Genomic DNA, 17,135 nt, shown 5'->3' on the forward strand with positions numbered 1-17,135 from the left:
CGAGATGATCGAACCCGGCATCTACAAAGACGTGATGGGCTCCTTTCCATCCGGCGTCACGGTAGTGACCACCCTGGACGCCGACGGCGGCATCGTCGGCATCACCGCCAGTGCGTTCAGCGCGCTGTCGATCGACCCGGCGCTGGTGCTGTTCTGCCCCAACTACGCCTCCGACACTTACCCGGTCCTGCGTGACAGCAAGCAGTTCGCCATCCACCTGCTGTCCGCCGACCAAACCGCCGAGGCCTATGCCTTCGCAGGCAAGGGCAAGGACAAGGCCAAGGCCATCGAGTGGCACCTGAGCGAGCTGGGCAACCCCCTGCTGGCCAAGGCCACGGCGATCATCGAGTGCGAACTGTGGCGCGAGTACGACGGCGGTGACCACGCGATCATCGTTGGCGCGGTGAAAAACCTGGTGCTGCCGGCCGAACCGGTGACCCCGATGGTCTACCACAAGGGCAAGCTGGGCGCCCTGCCGCCCCTCGGCTGATATACCTTGAAGTCGGTATCGGCCTCTTCGCGGGCTCGCCCGCGAAGAGGCCAACACCGATGCCCCTGTTTTCAGGGGTCGCGCTAATCGTCTCACCCTCGGTTGCGGCCCCTGTTTTATGCCGGAGTACTGCACATGAGCAATGAAAAGTACGAAAAGGGTCTGAAAATCCGCACCCAGGTGCTGGGCGAGGACTACGTCAACCGTTCGATCCAGAACGCGGATGCGTTCACCAAACCGTTGCAGGAGCTGGTCACCGAGTATTGCTGGGGTCACGTCTGGGGCCGTGAAGGCTTGTCGCTGAAAGAGCGCAGCATGATAAACTTGGCCATGATTTCCGCGCTCAACAGGCCCCACGAGCTCAAATTGCACATTCGCGGTGCCCTGCGCAATGGCCTGAGCCGTGAACAGATTCGCGAAATCCTGCTCCAGGTTGGCATTTATTGCGGCGTACCAGCGGCGGTGGACAGTTTCCGCCTGGCCCGCGAAGCGTTCGCTGAAGCCGATGCGGAGTCAACCCGTTAACACCGGGCTGTTCGAACCCACGCAAGGAGCACCCAAGGTTCGTGGTGCTGTTGCGGTTGCGGCCGGGCAGCCTCTTTAAGAGCGCACTTGATGAAACGCCAGCCACTCGACGACAGTTTCAAGGTCAACCGCAACCCCGTTACCCTGCGCGAAATCGTGCTCGACAAGCTGCGCACCGCGATCATGAACTTTCACTTGCTGCCCGGCGACCGCCTGGTCGAACGCGACCTGTGCGACCGCCTCGGTGTCAGCCGCACTTCGGTACGTGAAGCGCTGCGTCATCTGGAGTCCGAAGGCCTGGTGGAATTCGCCGACGCCAAGGGGCCGCGCGTGGCCATCATCACCCTGGAAGACGCCCGCGACATCTACGAGCTGCGCTGCGTGCTCGAAGGCCTGATCGTGCAGCTGTTCACCCTCAACGCCAAGGCCAAGGACATTCGTGCTCTGGAACGCGCGCTGGAGGTGAACCGCGAGGCACTGGAAGAAGGCGAGCTGCAACAGGTGCTGGACTCGGTACAAGGTTTCTACGATGTGCTGCTCGAAGGCTCTGGCAACCAGGTGGCAGCCCAGCAATTGCGCCAGTTGCAGGCACGCATCAGTTATCTGCGCGCCACTTCGGTCTCGCAGGAAAACCGCCGCGGCGCCAGTAACCGCGAAATGGAAAAGATCGTCGAGGCAATCAAGAGCGGTGACCCACTGGTGGCCCACCAGGCCTCGGTCGACCACGTCCGCGCCGCCGCCAAGGTGGCCTTGGACTACCTGCGCCAAAAGCAGGATGACAACGCCAAGGTGCGCGACATTGTCGAACCCCTGGCCCTGAAGGAACCCCGCATAGGTCGCTGATCATGCCCAATGCCCCGCGCTACTGCCCGCACTGCACCACGGAACTGGCCCGGGGCGTTCCCACAGGCGATACCCACGAACGCCTGCATTGCGCCGGCTGCGGCTACATTCATTACATCAACCCCAAGATCATCGCCGGCTGCATCATCGAGCGCGATGGAAAGTACCTGCTGTGCCAGCGCGCCATCCCGCCACGCCCGGGCACCTGGACCCTGCCCGCAGGGTTCATGGAGGCTGGCGAAACCACCGAGCAGGCGGCGCTGCGCGAGGTATGGGAAGAAAGCGGCGTACGTGCAGATATTGTCTCGCCGTATTCGATCTTCAGCGTGCCCAAGATCAGCGAGGTGTACATCATCTTCCGTGCCATCGTCACCGAAGAAACCGGGCAGTACGGGCCTGAGACGCTGGCGTACAAGTTCTTCGAACCGGATGAAATTCCCTGGGATGAGATCTACTACCCGGCCATCCGGCAAATCCTTGAGCGCTACATCCTCGAGCGGCAGGCCGGGGTGTATGGCATTTATATGGGCAATGATGACACCGGCAAGGTGCACTTCATGCGCTAGGCTCGTGCAGTGGCACAGTCCCTCACAAAACCCTCGCCAACGGTCTATTCTCGGTGCACCCTAAGGGCCTTGAGAACGAGGACCGGCAAAGCACATGGCTAGATGGCTAGACGGCGGCGGGCTAATGGCCGAACGCATCCGCCACCACGACTGGGCCACCACCCCGCTGGGGCCGCTGGAACATTGGCCCGACGCCCTGAAAACCACAATGGCGCTGTGCCTGGCCTCGCGCTTTCCGCAGGCCGTGCTCTGGGGCCCGGACTTGATCACCCTGTACAACGATGCCTTCACCCCGATTCTCGGTCGCAAGCCCCTGACCTTAGGCATCCCCTTCCGCGACGTGTGGCACGAAGCCTGGGATGAAATCAGCAGCATGGCGGACCGTGCGTTGGCCGGTGAAGCGGTGTACATCGAAGACTTCCCGCTGATGATCGACCGCAACGGCGGCCTGGAGCGGGCCTATTTTACCTTCTGCTACAGCCCGATTCGCGGCCATGATGGCAAGATACTGGGCATGCTCGACACGGTCACCGAAACCACCGCCAGCGTGGTTACCAACCAGCGTCTGCACTTTCTCGATACCCTCGGGCGAGCGGTGACCGAGGCGACCGACCCGGACCAGATCATGGCCATCACCACCCGCATGCTGGTCGAGCATCTTGGCCTGTCCAGCTGCGCCTATGCGGTGATGGACCCCGACGAGGACGGTTTCACCATCTGCGGCGATGCGGTGGCACCCGGCTCGCCGCGTCTGGTGGGCCAGTATCACCTGCATGACTTCGGCCGCCTCGCAGTCAGCCGCCTGCGCAGTGGCCTGGCCCTGGTGATCAACGACAACCTCCGCGAACTGGCCCCCGACGAGGCGGCGACTTTTCAGGCCATCGGCATTACGGCCACCATCTGCATCCCACTGATCAAGGGTGGCAGGCTGACCGCGCTGATGGCTATTCACGACCGCCTACCCCGGGCATGGACCGACTACGAGCAAACACTGATCAGCGAAGTGACCGAGCGATGCTGGGCGCACATACAGCGGGCCCAGGCCCATGCAGAGGTGCGCGAAGCGATGGCGGCCCTGGAAGCGCTTAACACGACCTTGGAACATCGCGTAGAGGAACGTACGACTCAGTTGCTGCACACCGAGGCCGTGCTGCGCCAGGCCCAGAAGCTGGAAGCCATTGGCCAGCTGACCGGCGGGGTAGCCCACGACTTCAATAACCTGCTGACCATAATCCGCTCGTCGCTGCACTTCCTGCAGCGCCCCAACCTGGCCGAGGAGCGCCGCGAACGCTACCTCAAGACCATGTCCGACACCGTCGACCGTGGTGCCAGACTGACCAGCCAGCTACTGGCCTTCGCCCGCCGCCAAGCCCTCAGCCCACAGGTGTTCGAAGCCGGGCCACGGCTGGAAGCCATGGCCGACATGCTCGACACCGTCACTGGCGCGCGCATCCGGGTCGAGCTGCAGTTACCGCAAGCGCCCTGCCACATCCGCGCCGACCTCAGCCAGTTGGAAACCGCGGTGATCAACCTGATGCTCAACGGCCGCGATGCCATGGCTGGCGAAGGTGCCTTGCAGCTACGTCTGCAGGCCAACCAGTGCCTGCCGGCCTTGCGCGGTCAGCCTTCACTGCCAGGCCCGTTCGCGGCGATATCGGTGAGCGACAACGGCGTCGGTATTGCCGCCGAGTTGCTTGAACGCATCTTCGATCCGTTCTTCACCACCAAGGCCCCAGGCGAAGGTACCGGGCTCGGGTTGTCGCAGGTGTTCGGTTTCGCCAAACAATCCGGGGGCGATGTACAGGTGAACAGCATCCCCGGCCAGGGCACCACCTTTACCTTGTACCTACCGCAGGAGGCTGCACCTGCGGCCTCGCCCGAAGTCGCCTCGGCAGGCAGCCAGCCGCCGTTTCAGGGCGCGCGACGACGAATACTGGTGGTAGAAGACAACCCCGACCTGGGCAGCTTCACAGCTCAGCTCCTCGAGGACCACGGCTACCAAATCAGCTATGCGCGTTCGGCAGAAGAAGCGCTGGCGCAGTTGAATGGCCCGGCCGGTGATTTTGATGCGGTGTTTTCCGATGTGGTCATGCCCGGCATGGGTGGCTTGGCACTGGCCCGCGAGCTTCGCCGCCAGCGCCCACAATTGCCGGTGATCCTCACTTCGGGCTACAGCGAGGCGATTGCCGAAGGCGGGCACCAAGGGTTCACCTTCCTGGCCAAACCCTACTCGGCGGAACAGGTGTGCCAGATGCTCGGAAAAGTACTCGGCCACTGATACCTTGCATCGCGATGGGCAATCAGCGGCGCCCTTCTGACAGCATGCGCACCGCCAGCCCCGCCAGCACCGTGCCCATCAGCCAACGCTGAACCTGTTGCCACAGCGGCCTACCCGCCAGGAACACGGCGATGGAACCGGCCATGATCACAATCAGCGCGTTGACCGTAACGCTGATGGCGATCTGCGTCGAACCCAGTACCAGCGACTGCACCAGCACGCTGCCGTGGCCCGGTTCGATGAACTGCGGCATAAGCGACAGGTACATGACGGCAATCTTCGGGTTGAGCAAGCTGGTGGCGAACCCCATGGAGAACAACCGCCGCGGGCTGTCGGCCGGCAGTTCACGGAGCTGGAACGGCGAACGACCACCCGGCCGCAGCGCCTGCCAGGCCAGGTACAACAGGTACAGCGCACCACCGATACGCAGCGCATCGTAGGCAAAGGGTACAGCCATCACCAGCGCCGTGATGCCCATCGCCGCGCAGAACATGTAGATGACAAAGCCCAGAGCCACCCCGCCAAGAGAAATCAACCCGGCTTTGCGGCCCTGGCAGATCGAGCGGGAAATCAGGTAGATCATGTTCGGCCCTGGGGTCAGGACCATGCCAAGGCAAATCAAGGCGAACGTGAGCAGTTGGCCGGTTTCGGGCATGGGGCACATCCTGGTTGTGCATGAGGTTGCAGCGAGTTTATCTGAAGTCATTCTGAACCGGTGAATTCAGGTCATTTGCCCGGCTATCAAGCCCAAGGCCACTGTAATCATCGCCATCCCCGACACCCGCCCGACCAGCTTTGCCGCACCCGGCCGAGTGCTCAGCACAGCTTTGGCGCCATAGCCGACCAGCGTGTAGATCACCAGCGAACTGCACAGGTGGACCAGCCCCAGCAACAAGATCTGCAACGGCACGGGCCAGCTCGACTGCGGGTCGGTGAACTGCGGCAACAGGGCCAGGAACAGCAGGAACACCTTGGGGTTCAGGCCGCTGACGCAAAACCCCTTCAACGCCCAGCGTGAGCCCGACTCCCCCACTCCGCCCTGCCCGGCCGCCGGCAATGCCGGGCTAAGCAACAGATTGCCGCCCAGCCACAGCAAGTAGCTGCACCCCGCCAGGGTCAGCAAGGTCAGCGCCAATGGGTGACCTGCCAGCAAACTGCCGACCCCGGCCGCCACCACCAGCGTGGCCAGGAAGTGCCCCGACAACATCCCCGCCACCGCTGGCATCACCCAGCGCCCGCGCATGCCGGCCGAGATCGCATAGGCCCAGTCTGCACCGGGGGTAATCACGAACAGCATCGACACAGCCCAGAACGCCGTCAGCATACTGATAGCCACTTGAATCTTCCTTATCTACTGCTTTGGGATGAGGAAAGATTACGGATTCCGCTTGGGGATTTTCTTTCGTATATTTCCCGCCAGCATTCATTTACTGGAAGATTCTTGCCAATGGACAGAACTGACCGAAAAATCCTTGCCGAGCTGCAAAAAGACGGTCGGCTGTCGGTGACCGAGCTGGCAGACCGCGTGGGGCTCAGCCTGTCCCCCTGCCATCGGCGCCTGAAGGCACTGGAGGAGTCCGGGGCGATTCTGGGCTACCACGCTCGCCTGGCACCAAGCGCCCTGGGGCTGAACTTTGCCGCGCTGGTGTTCGTCACCCTGCGCGAAGTGACCCGTCAGCCAGTGGCCGACTTTGAAGCGGCGTTGGCTGAGATCCCGCAGATTGTCGAGGCGCAGCGGTTGTTCGGTGACCCGGACTACCTGCTGCATGTGGTGGCCAAGGACCTGCCGGCGTTTCAGAAGCTGTACGACGAGCAACTGACCAGCATTCCCAATGTGAAACGCTTGAGCTCGACCTTGGTGATGAAGGAAGTGATTCAGGATCGGTTGCTACCCATGTAGCTGTTTCCCCTTGTGCCGTTGTGCCGGCCCTTTCGCGGGTAAACCCGCGAAGAGGCCGGCACAGGCAACCTTTTATCTGCCCTGAAAACGCGCACATCGCACCAACTCAGCCCACCGTGATCCGGTTGCCAACCCGCCGCCCCTCTACCCCAAGGCCTTCAGCCAGCTGGCACTCTCCTTGCTACCGTCACCCGCTTAAGCTTTTGTCAGCCTTAGTTTTTTTAACGCTTATGGGTACATATTTACTAATTTCTCGTTCCCCCCGCGCCCCTCATCATCGCTCCAACAAGAACGCGTCGCCCACCGCCGGCACGCCCCCGGGCAGTTCCCAATGCCCAACCTTGCCTTGGAGTCAGTCATGACCAGTGCAGCCAATTCGGCACCCCTGATAGAAAAACACACGATCGGCTACGTGCCCCCGCAAGACCGCCATGGAAAGGTAAGGGATCTGTTCACACTCTGGTTCGGCGGCAACATCGCGCCGTTGCCCATTGTCACCGGCGCGCTGGGTGTGCAGCTGTTCCACCTGAACCTGGTATGGGGCATCGTCGCGATCCTCGTCGGCCACCTGGTCGGCGGGGTGCTGATGGCCCTTCACTCAGCCCAGGGCCCGCAAATGGGCATCCCGCAAATGATCCAGAGCCGCGCCCAGTTCGGCACCCTGGGTGCGCTGCTGGTGGTGGTGATCGCCGGGGTCATGTACATCGGCTTCTTCGCCTCCAACATCGTCCTTGCCGGCAAGTCGCTGCATGGCGTGGTCGACAGCGTACCCGTCCCGGTCGGCATCGTCATCGGTGCGCTGGGTTCGGGCATCATCGGCATCATCGGCTACCGCTTCATCCACGTACTCAACCGCATCGGCACCTGGGTGCTGGGCATCGGTATCGTGGTCGGTTTCGGCTATATCTTTACCCATGTGCAAAGCGACGACTTCCTCACCCGCGGCGGCTTCAACCTGGCCGGCTGGCTGGCCACCGTATCGCTGGCGGCGCTTTGGCAGATCGCCTTTGCACCCTATGTGTCGGACTACTCGCGCTACCTGCCGGCAGATGTAAAAGTCAGCTCGACCTTCTGGACCACCTACCTGGGCTCGGCCCTGGGTTCAAGCCTGTCGTTCATCTTCGGCGCCGTGGCAGTGCTGGCAATCCCGGCCGGCATGGACACCATGGACGCGGTCAAGCTGGCCACCGGCACCCTCGGCCCGATCATGCTGGTGCTGTTCCTGCTCAGTGTGATCAGCCATAACGCACTCAACCTGTATGGCGCGGTGCTGTCGATCATCACCTTGGTGCAAACGTTCGCCTACCGCTGGATCCCCACCGCCAAAAGCCGTGCCGTGCTGTCGCTGATCGTGCTGTCGGCCTGCTGCGTGGTGGCGGTGTTCGCTTCGGCAGACTTCATCGGCCACTTCGTTGACATGGTGCTGGTACTGCTGGTGGTGCTGGTGCCGTGGACGGCGATCAACCTGATCGATTTCTACGCCATTCACAAAGGTGATTACGACATCCAGTCGATCTTCCAGGTCGATGGTGGTATCTACGGGCGTTACAACCCGCAGGCCCTGATCGCCTACGCTGTGGGTATCGTGGTGCAGATACCGTTCATGAACACCCCGCTGTACGTCGGGCCGATTTCCGAGCACATCAACGGGGCTGACCTGTCGTGGCTGGTAGGGTTGGCGATCACCTCGCCGCTGTACTGGTGGCTGGCGAGCCGAGACAGTGCCTACCGTCGTCGGCAGACCAATGCCAAGCAGGCAGCGGTGGCTTAATCGATACTGGCCTTTCGCAGCAAAGATGAAACGGCTGGGCAGGAGTCCGAACGCCTGGCCGAGATCTTTGCAGCTCGAATACGAGAAGGCTCACGTTTAGAGTTAACGTCGCCTAGGGGGTGGAGAAGGGGGAGTTGCTGGTGAAGCGCCTTTGAGCATCTTATCAAACCGGTCAATCTCCCTTTGGAAACGCACATTCCACATTGCTTCAGTAACTTCAGGCCACGCTGACTGTGCAAGTTGCGCTCTATCGTGCTGAACAGCGGGTAGATCAATGTGCGCTATATCTGCAATACCTACTTCATAAGATCGATAACCCTTGCCTCCCCACGCAGGCTGATAATTCTGAGCACCCAATATATAGACATTCCCACTTACCGCGTACTTACCCGCCGGCAAAGAAAAAATAGGATTCCCAAACACATAATCCGCAGTAAAGCCATCATTAGCAAACGAGTATTTTAGATCCCATCGATTGTACGAATAGTGCGGGTCATAACGCTTATACAAATGCGCAACCACCACGCTTGAGGCGTTTCCTTCGTGCATTTTCCTGGCTGCCTGCCTGAAGTGCTCAAGCTGAGGGCGTATGCGCTTCGATAATTTTGCGGCGCTCAAAGCGAGGCCATCCATGTCGTGTCGATTTTTACGTGCTTGCGCCAAAGGGCCGTACCGATTCTGCCCAGACGGATCAGCATAATTCACGGGATCGCCAGAGCAATACGCGTACGCATTAATCCCTCCGCGACCAAACGGGCTTAAACCATCAGGACTGATAAAGCGGCTAATTGATGGACTGTACATACGCCGACCATTTCCTAACGGATACAAACCACTCACAGCCTCAAGCCACTGTCCGGCGAATCCGACAATGGATGCATGTTGTGAGATGCTGGCGAAACCGTAGGCCGTATAGGCCAGGTCGCGGTTAGGACGACGCTGCAGGCGACAACCCATCGTAGAACCACTCCACGTATCAGATACCTCCACCCTAGATAAATACTCGCGGTCCCAAAACTGGCATTTTTATCAGGTCACTGCTTGAATCAGCAATCGTGCTGGCGCTATCAGCTCCCCTCCGGCAACAGACTGCGATCAAACATGAATGCCCGTTCGCCCTGCGGCGTGTACTGATACAACTGCTGCGGCCGGCCCAGTTTGGGCTGGTTTTTCTCCCCGGTGTCACTCACCCACCCCAGCTCGCGCAAGCGCTCCAGGCGTTTGCGCAGCGAGGTGCCGTTCACTGCCTGCCCCAGGCACGCCTGCACCGCCCCCAACGCATCGAGCACGGTGAATTTCTCCGCCAGCAGGTACAGCGGCAGGCTGCTATACACGGTTTTCGCCGCCAGCCGCTCGCGAGCACGCTCTACCAGCAGGTTGTGATCGAACGGCAACAGCACCTTGCGCGCCAACACGCGTTCCAAGTCAAAAAATGCCAATTGCTCGCCTTCGACCACCTGCCCGGGGTCTAGCAAGGCCAGGTAATAAGTACTGAGCGACCAACCCCGCGGATCGCGAAAAGCGTTGCCCTCGGTGCCCACCTGTTCCATGTAGCAAGGCGCAACCTGGGTTTTCTCATGTAGCGCTCGCTCGGCAGCCGCTTCCAGGCTGATATCGGGGGTGCGGCCATTGACGATCACCCCGGGCAAAGCCCACTGGCCGGCGTGAGGCTCACGTTCACGGCGGTGCAACAACACTTGCAGATGCTGCGCATTCGGCGCCAGGCGCAGGGCGACGATATCGACACTGGCCAGAACTTCGACTGTACTCACCGGAAACTCCTTCTTCAGTCACGCAATAATCCACCAGAGCAACTAAGTAAAGCAACCATAAAATCAGAAATAAAAGTGACTTGACACAGATATTTCACCAGGTGAATTATATAAACATTCCAGCAAGGAGACCCGCCATGAAGATCGCCAGTTTCGATGTCGACGCGCAGAACGGTTTCACCCGCAACGCGGTGCAGGAGCTGCCCGTGCCCGAAGGCGATGAAATTGCCCCTGACCTGAACGCCATGGCCCTGCGTGCCGACCTGCGCTTGGGCAGCAAGGACGCCCACCCGGCCAACGCTGCCTGGGTGGTCGCCGACCCCGCACATATGCTGCAGCCCTTGCAACTGGCCAACGCCGACCTCACCTGGGTCAGCCACTGCGTCCCAGGCACCCCGGGCTTCGAGCTGCTACCCGGCCTGCCCGCCCCGATCGATTACGACTATTTCGTGTGGAAGGGTGTCGAACCCGACCTGCACCCCTACGGCGCCTGCTACCACGACCTGGCCGAGCGCCGGTCTACCGGTGTGATCGAGTACCTCAAGATGCAGCAGGTAGGCGCGGTGATCGTCGGTGGCCTGGCCCTGGACTACTGCGTCAAGACCACCGCCCGCCAGCTGCGCCAGGCGGGCTTCCAGGTGCTGCTGTACCTGCCGGCCTGCCGCGCACTCACCCAGGCAGGTGCAATCGAGGCGTGTGGCGCCTTGGCCGCCGAGGGTGTGATCCTTTGCGGTGATGAAGCGGCGCTCGACCACCAGCTTGCCCTGATCAAGGAAGTACGCCCATGAGCGAGAGTGTTTTCGGACCACGCATCATCCAGAACCTGCTGGACACCGACTTCTACAAGATCACCATGATGCAGGCGGTGCTGCACAACTACCCCAATGCCGAAGTGGAATGGGAGTTCCGTTGCCGCGACGGTGAGGACCTGTCTCCTTACCTGGCAGAGATCCGCTACCAGATAGAGCAACTGGCCGAGGTCACGGTCACGCACGATCAATTGGCCTATCTGGAGAAGATCCCCTTTCTGAAACCCGACTTCATCCGCTTTCTCAGCCTGTTCCGTTTCAACCTGCGCTATGTCCAGGTTGGCCTGGACGGCGCCGGGCAACTGGCTATCCGGGTGCGTGGGCCGTGGCTGCACGTGATCCTTTATGAAATCCCGCTGCTGGCGATCATCAGCGAGGTGCGCAACCGCTACCGATATCGCGAGGTGGTGATCGAACAGGTCGGCGAGCGCCTTTATCAGAAACTCGACTGGCTGAAGGCCGAGGCCAGTGCCGATGAGCTGGCCGGCTTCCAACTGGCAGACTTCGGTACCCGGCGGCGCTTCTCCTACCGTGTGCAGGAAGAGGTGGTGCACATCCTCAAGCATGATTTTCCCGGCCGCTTCGTCGGTACCAGCAATGTGCACCTGGCCCGCGAATTCGAGCTCAAACCGCTTGGGACCATGGCCCACGAATGGTTCATGGCGCACCAGCAGCTCGGCCCACGCCTGGTCGACAGCCAGGCCGCCGCGCTGGAATGCTGGGTGCGGGAGTATCGGGGGTTGCTGGGTATCGCCCTGACAGACTGCATCACCATGGACGCCTTCCTGGCTGATTTCGACTTGTACTTCGCCAAGCTGTTCGATGGCCTGCGGCATGATTCGGGCGACCCGCTGGCCTGGGCGGAAAAAGCTATTGCCCACTACCAGCGGCTTGGGATCGACCCGAAAAGCAAGACACTGATTTTTTCCGATGGGCTGGACTTTGCCAAGGCGCTGGGGCTTTATCGCGCGTTGCATGAGCGAGTCAATGTGAGCTTTGGTATCGGTACCCGGCTGACCTGCGATATCCCGGGGGTGGAGCCGATGAACATCGTGATCAAGATGACCGACTGCAATGGGGCGCCGGTGGCGAAAATTTCCGACAGCCCGGGCAAGACCCAGTGCCGGGATGAGAATTTTGTGGCTTATATGAAGCATGTGTTCAGGCTGGTTTGAGGGCGCCTGTGCTGGCTATTCGCGGGTGAACCCGCGCCTACGGGGCCCGATCCGCCCTTGGAGGGTGTCCCTGGGAATAGGCCGGCACAGTCACCCCACCTCTTGCATACCCACACACAACTCAAGAAACCGAGCCGCCGCCCGCGACGGCGTGGCCGCATGCGGCATCAATATGGAAAACCGCCGCACCAACCTCGGCCCTAACTGCAGCCGGTGCAGCGCCCCGTCTTCATGACGAATGGACATCGCCGACACAAAGCCAACCCCCATCCCGGCCCGGACCGCCTCTTTTACCCCTTCAACGCCAGCGATCTCCAGCGCCACACGCATCGCCACACCATCACGGGCAAACGCCCGCTCGACGATCTGCCGCACACCCGAGCCGCTCTCCCGCAGTACCAAGGGGTAGGCGCCAAGCGCCGCCAGTGTCTGCTGGTCACTGCCTGCCAGGGGATGCCCACGGGGCACGATCGCCACGATCTCGTCCTCGCGCCACGGCGTCACTTGCGTACCCAACGGCAACTCCTGCCCGGGCGGCCCTTCGATCAGGGCGATATCAACACTGTCCAGGTCGGCAACGATCTCCGCCGTGTTGCCATGCGAGGTGCTGACCAGCACATCCGGATAACGCCCGTGAAAATCGGCGATCAGGTAAGGCAGCAGGTAACTGGCGGGGGTGGTACTGGCGCCGATACGCAAGGTGCCGCGCTCCAGCCCGCGCATGGCCTCGCGCAGTGCCTGTGCCTGGCGGAAGGTTTCGCGCAGGCGCTCGGCATGCGCCAGCAACTGCTCACCGGCCGCTGTCAGCCGCACGCCGCGGCCGGCACGTTGGTAAAGGGGTTCGCCAAACGCCTCTTGCAAAAGCTTGAGCTGGCCGGACACCGCCGGCTGCGACAGGTGCAGAGCTTGTGCCGCATGGCTGATGTTGCCGTGTTCGGCAACCGTGGCGAACGTTATCAGCTGTTCTGGGGTCATTTCTAAAAAATATCAGCTTTGCGGATATTTGCCATCCTAAATTACGATTTTTTATAAGTTTATAACCAGATTAACGTAGGCCTTGTCGAAACACCTTTTCCGGAGGACTCACATGGCCACGGTTCCGTCCAACCCTGCCTTTGCCCCTACCCTCTCCACCCGAGGGCGACTCAATGGCATCCTTTTCGTCGCGCTGTTCGCGGTCGCAGTCACTCAACTGGCGGCCATGCCCGCTATCGCCAACCTGGGCATCAGCCCGCTGATCGTGGGTATCGTGGCAGGTGCCTTGTATGGCAACGCGCTGCGGGACGGCGTACCGGCAAGCTGGGCAGCGGGCATCAATTTTTCCGCTCGCGGCCTGTTACGCATTGCCGTGGCATTTTTTGGCCTGCGGGTAAGCCTGCAGGAAATTGCCGAAGTCGGCTGGTCGGGGCTTATCGTCTCGGTGCTGGTGGTCACCAGTACCCTGCTGATCGGCCTGTGGTGTGGCATGAAAGTGTTCAAGCTCGACCGCGATACCGCCTTGCTGACCGCCGCCGGCAGCGCCATCTGCGGCGCCGCTGCCGTGCTGGCATTCGAATCGGCGCTGCGCAGCGCCCCCCATAAAAGCGCCATGGCCGTCGGAAGCGTGGTGCTGTTCGGTACCTTGTCGATGTTCCTTTACCCACTGGCGATCAATGCCGGCTGGCTGCATCTGGATACCATGGGCGCCGGGCTGTTGCTGGGCGGCACTGTCCACGAAGTGGCGCAGGTGGTAGGCGCGGCCAGTAATGTCAGCCCCGAGGCCACGCATGTCGCCACCATCGTCAAGATGACCCGGGTCATGCTGCTGGTGCCGGTGCTGCTGGTGGTGGGCCTGTGGATCAGCCGTTCGCGCCAGGCTGGGCAGGCACAAGGCAACGGGCGGATTACCATGCCCTGGTTCGCTTTCGGCTTCCTGGCACTGGTACTGGTGAATTCGCTGCACGTGCTGCCTGGCAGCGTGACCCAGGCAGTGAACAGCCTGGACACCTTTGCCTTGACCATGGCCATGACTGCGTTGGGCATGGAGACCCGCTTCAGCCAGATTCGCCAGGCCGGGCCACGGGCGCTGGCTACCGGGGCGATTCTGAACCTGTGGCTGGTTGGCGGGGGGTTGGCGATTACCCTGGGGGTGCAGAAGCTGCTGGGCTGATTGGAGACCGATTCGGCTGCTTCGCGGGTAAACCCGCTCCTACACACCGCACCGCCATCAAGCCCTGTACCTGTACAGGAGCGGGTTTACCCGCGAAGCAGGCCGCTCGGTCTCAAGGTTTTTCACAGCCCCCCTCGTTGCCGTCCACATTTCTCGGTATGGTGGTGTCAAAGAAGGATGTTTTACCCGCACAGGAAAGACTTAGATGCCTCAACGCCATGTCATCAATGCATCCGTCAGCCCCAAAGGCAGCCTGGAGACGCTGTCACAACGTGAAGTGCAGCAACTGAGTGAAGTCGGTACCGGTAGTCTTTACACACTGTTCCGCCAGTGCGCCCTGGCAATCCTCAACACTGGCGCCCATGTCGACAATGCCAAGACCATCCTTGAGGCCTACAAAGACTTCGAGGTGCGTATCCACCAACAGGACCGCGGCGTACGCCTGGAGCTGCTGAACGCCCCGGCCGACGCCTTCGTCGATGGCGAAATGATCGCCAGCACCCGTGAAATGCTGTTCAGCGCCTTGCGCGACATCGTCTACACCGAAAGCGAGCTGGCCAGCCAGCGCATCGACCTGGAAAGCTCCCAGGGCATCACCGATTACGTTTTCCACCTGCTGCGCAACGCGCGTACCTTGCGCCCGGGCGTGGAGCCGAAGATGGTGGTGTGTTGGGGCGGCCACTCGATCAGCACCGAGGAATACCAGTACACCAAGAAGGTCGGCCACGAACTGGGCCTGCGCAAGCTGGATGTCTGCACCGGCTGCGGCCCGGGGGTGATGAAAGGCCCGATGAAAGGCGCCACCATCGCCCACGCCAAGCAACGCATGCATGGCAGCCGCTACCTGGGCCTGACCGAGCCCGGCATCATCGCCGCCGAGGCGCCCAACCCGATCGTCAACGAGCTGGTGATCCTGCCAGACATCGAGAAGCGCCTGGAGGCCTTCGTGCGTGTCGGCCACGGCATCATCATTTTCCCGGGCGGTGCCGGCACGGCAGAGGAGTTCCTGTACCTGCTGGGCATCCTCATGCACCCGGACAACCACGACTTGCCGTTCCCGGTGGTGCTCACCGGCCCGCGCAGCGCCGAGCCATATCTGCAACAGTTGCACGCTTTCGTCGGCGCCACGCTGGGTGAAGCGGCCCATCGCCTGTACCAAATCATCATTGATGACCCGGCGGAAGTCGCCCGGCACATGGTCGAAGGCCTCAAAGCGGTCAAGCAGTTCCGCCGCGAGCGCAACGATGCCTTCCACTTCAACTGGCTGCTGAAGATCGAGGAGAGCTTCCAGCGACCGTTCGACCCGACCCACCAGGCCATGGCCGACCTGGACTTGCGTCGCGAGCTGCCGCCCCACGAACTGGCGGCCAACCTGCGCCGTGCGTTTTCCGGGATTGTCGCAGGCAACGTCAAGGACAAAGGCATCCGCCTGATCGAGGAACATGGGCCGTATCAGATCCACGGTGACAGCGCCGTACTGGACCCGCTGGGCCGGCTGCTGCAGGCATTCGTCGACCAGCACCGGATGAAGCTGCCCGGCGGCGCGGAGTACGTGCCGTGCTATCAGGTGGCAACCTGACCACGCTGTTTCGCTGATGACGGGCATGGATGCCCGTCAAACGCGGGGCCGGGTGACGGGGTGTCTGTACGGATCACCCACATGGGTTACATGAAAGCGCACCCACCTGGCTGACTCGCTCACTGCCGGAGTTCAACCATCGCCCGCTCGAAAAACCGAATGCTGTCGCGCCCCCCACGTTTGGACTGGTACAACGCCACGTCCCCCTGCTCGATCAACGCCGCCAGGCTCGCCGGCGGCTGATCGAACACGTTGGCACCAATGCTCAGGGTAACCGCCTGGGGCGTCGGCACGGTCTTGACGGCGTACTGCTGGAACTGCTCACGCAGCCCACTACCCAGTTCCATGACCCGTTCACTGCTCGCGCCACTGAGCAGGATGACGAATTCATCCCCGCCCAATCGCGCCGCCAGCGAGCGCTCGGGCAGCGCCGTACGAATCATCTCGCTCAAGGCAATCAGCAAGCGGTCGCCGGCGATATGCCCGTGCAGGTCATTGACCAGCTTGAAGTTGTCGATGTCGATCAGTAGCAATGCCCCAGGTTGCGCCGGGCTCACGTCCTTGAAGAATTGCCCCGCCCGCACCTCCAGTGCACGCCGGTTGTACAGCGCAGTCAGCGGGTCACGGGCTGCCAGCCGGGCAATCCGCTCTTCACGCCGGTAACGTACGGTGCCGGTCATCGACAACGCAATCAACATGATCGCCATCGCACCTTCCACCAGCGAAACCTGAATGATCAGCCCGCCAAAGGTCGCCAGGTCAATTAGCGTGCCTGGCGTGATCGCGATGGCCGCCTTGGCCACATAGAACAGCCCATGGATCAGCAACACATAGCGCAGCTGCACGGCCCCGACACTCAGCGATTTGCCATGTGGCCGCAGCAGGAAGCTGGCCTTGAGCGTCAGCGAGGCCACCAACAACGAGTTGACCATCAGCATCACCTTCGACCACTGCGGGCCCACGGGGAGCAGCAGCAAGGCGAACCAGACCACCACCATCATCAGCCAGGCACGTGACAAGCGCTCCTGGGTGAAGCGCAGCACGCCGATCAGGAAAAATACGTGGGCCACCACCAGCAAGCCATTGGCGAACCAGATACCGATGAACAGCAAGCCGATCCCGCGCAACAATGCCAGGATGCAACCAACCGTAATAGTGGCGAAACCCGCACTCCAGTAAAGCAACGAGGGTTCGCGCACACTGCGCCATTCAATCGCCAGGTACAAGGCGGCCGCAGCGGCCAACGCGACTGAAATAGTCAGCATCGTGGGTGGATCT

The 17,135-nt window shown here is 61.5% G+C and carries 17 protein-coding genes; 11 read left to right on the forward strand and 6 right to left on the reverse strand.

Going from position 1 to position 17,135, the window contains the following annotated elements:
• Window positions 1-4: 4 nt before the first annotated feature.
• The 5 genes from LVS58_RS06215 (at window position 5) to LVS58_RS06235 (ending at window position 4,702) form a co-directional block, all read left to right on the forward strand.
• Window positions 5-490: a flavin reductase family protein gene (locus LVS58_RS06215; RefSeq protein ID WP_233690316.1), complete on the forward strand. Its 486-nt coding sequence runs from the start codon at window positions 5-7 to the stop codon at window positions 488-490.
• Between the two features lie 135 nt (window positions 491-625).
• Window positions 626-1,015, forward strand: coding sequence for a carboxymuconolactone decarboxylase family protein (locus tag LVS58_RS06220; RefSeq protein WP_233690317.1), 390 nt, complete (start codon window positions 626-628; stop codon window positions 1,013-1,015).
• A gap of 90 nt (window positions 1,016-1,105) precedes the next feature.
• The gene (locus LVS58_RS06225) at window positions 1,106-1,858 is read left to right on the forward strand and encodes a GntR family transcriptional regulator (protein ID WP_233690318.1); all 753 of its coding nucleotides are present in this window, start codon (window positions 1,106-1,108) and stop codon (window positions 1,856-1,858) included.
• 2 nt (window positions 1,859-1,860) lie between these two features.
• Window positions 1,861-2,424, forward strand: coding sequence for an NUDIX hydrolase (locus LVS58_RS06230; protein ID WP_003256075.1), 564 nt, complete (start codon window positions 1,861-1,863; stop codon window positions 2,422-2,424).
• A 94-nt stretch (window positions 2,425-2,518) separates the two neighbouring features.
• A complete protein-coding gene (locus LVS58_RS06235; protein WP_233690319.1) occupies window positions 2,519-4,702 on the forward strand; it encodes a GAF domain-containing hybrid sensor histidine kinase/response regulator in 2,184 nt (727 codons plus the stop codon).
• Window positions 4,703-4,724: 22 nt separating this feature from the next.
• Here LVS58_RS06235 and LVS58_RS06240 read toward each other — a convergent pair whose 3' ends face one another.
• Together LVS58_RS06240 and LVS58_RS06245 are read right to left on the reverse strand one after the other, a co-directional pair.
• Window positions 4,725-5,357, reverse strand: coding sequence for a LysE family translocator (locus tag LVS58_RS06240; protein WP_233690320.1), 633 nt, complete (start codon window positions 5,355-5,357; stop codon window positions 4,725-4,727).
• A 66-nt stretch (window positions 5,358-5,423) separates the two neighbouring features.
• Entirely contained in the window at window positions 5,424-6,038 is a 615-nt protein-coding gene (locus tag LVS58_RS06245) for a LysE family translocator (protein ID WP_233690321.1), read from the reverse strand.
• Window positions 6,039-6,149: 111 nt separating this feature from the next.
• Here LVS58_RS06245 and LVS58_RS06250 point away from each other — a divergent pair, with 111 nt between their 5' ends.
• Together LVS58_RS06250 and LVS58_RS06255 are read left to right on the forward strand one after the other, a co-directional pair.
• A complete protein-coding gene (locus LVS58_RS06250) occupies window positions 6,150-6,602 on the forward strand; it encodes an Lrp/AsnC family transcriptional regulator (protein ID WP_015270735.1) in 453 nt (150 codons plus the stop codon).
• Between the two features lie 358 nt (window positions 6,603-6,960).
• Entirely contained in the window at window positions 6,961-8,373 is a 1,413-nt protein-coding gene (locus LVS58_RS06255) for a purine-cytosine permease family protein (protein ID WP_233690322.1), read from the forward strand.
• Window positions 8,374-8,475: 102 nt separating this feature from the next.
• Here LVS58_RS06255 and LVS58_RS06260 read toward each other — a convergent pair whose 3' ends face one another.
• Together LVS58_RS06260 and LVS58_RS06265 are read right to left on the reverse strand one after the other, a co-directional pair.
• Complete coding sequence (locus LVS58_RS06260; protein WP_233690323.1) at window positions 8,476-9,330, reverse strand: RHS repeat-associated core domain-containing protein; 855 nt, start codon at window positions 9,328-9,330, stop codon at window positions 8,476-8,478.
• Between the two features lie 110 nt (window positions 9,331-9,440).
• Window positions 9,441-10,145: an NUDIX hydrolase gene (locus LVS58_RS06265; protein WP_233690324.1), complete on the reverse strand. Its 705-nt coding sequence runs from the start codon at window positions 10,143-10,145 to the stop codon at window positions 9,441-9,443.
• A gap of 137 nt (window positions 10,146-10,282) precedes the next feature.
• On the opposite strand from LVS58_RS06265, the gene LVS58_RS06270 reads away from it, so the two are divergent.
• Together LVS58_RS06270 and pncB are read left to right on the forward strand one after the other, a co-directional pair.
• A complete protein-coding gene (locus tag LVS58_RS06270) occupies window positions 10,283-10,933 on the forward strand; it encodes a nicotinamidase (RefSeq protein WP_233690325.1) in 651 nt (216 codons plus the stop codon).
• Complete coding sequence (gene pncB, locus LVS58_RS06275) at window positions 10,930-12,129, forward strand: nicotinate phosphoribosyltransferase (RefSeq protein ID WP_233690326.1); 1,200 nt, start codon at window positions 10,930-10,932, stop codon at window positions 12,127-12,129. Before LVS58_RS06270 ends, pncB begins: the two co-directional genes overlap by 4 nt.
• A gap of 90 nt (window positions 12,130-12,219) precedes the next feature.
• Here the strand turns inward: pncB and LVS58_RS06280 are convergent, their stop codons facing one another.
• Entirely contained in the window at window positions 12,220-13,104 is an 885-nt protein-coding gene (locus LVS58_RS06280) for a LysR family transcriptional regulator (RefSeq protein WP_233690327.1), read from the reverse strand.
• Window positions 13,105-13,216: 112 nt separating this feature from the next.
• On the opposite strand from LVS58_RS06280, the gene LVS58_RS06285 reads away from it, so the two are divergent.
• Both LVS58_RS06285 and ppnN read left to right on the forward strand, forming a co-directional pair.
• Window positions 13,217-14,278: a YeiH family protein gene (locus LVS58_RS06285; protein ID WP_233690328.1), complete on the forward strand. Its 1,062-nt coding sequence runs from the start codon at window positions 13,217-13,219 to the stop codon at window positions 14,276-14,278.
• Window positions 14,279-14,483: 205 nt separating this feature from the next.
• A complete protein-coding gene (gene ppnN, locus LVS58_RS06290; protein WP_233690329.1) occupies window positions 14,484-15,857 on the forward strand; it encodes a nucleotide 5'-monophosphate nucleosidase PpnN in 1,374 nt (457 codons plus the stop codon).
• A gap of 119 nt (window positions 15,858-15,976) precedes the next feature.
• Here ppnN and LVS58_RS06295 read toward each other — a convergent pair whose 3' ends face one another.
• The gene (locus tag LVS58_RS06295) at window positions 15,977-17,122 is read right to left on the reverse strand and encodes a GGDEF domain-containing protein (RefSeq protein WP_233690330.1); all 1,146 of its coding nucleotides are present in this window, start codon (window positions 17,120-17,122) and stop codon (window positions 15,977-15,979) included.
• Between the last annotated feature and the right edge of the window lie 13 nt (window positions 17,123-17,135).

It is taken from the genome of Pseudomonas sp. JR33AA, from assembly GCF_021378985.1.
Lineage (GTDB): Bacteria > Pseudomonadota > Gammaproteobacteria > Pseudomonadales > Pseudomonadaceae > Aquipseudomonas > Aquipseudomonas alloputida.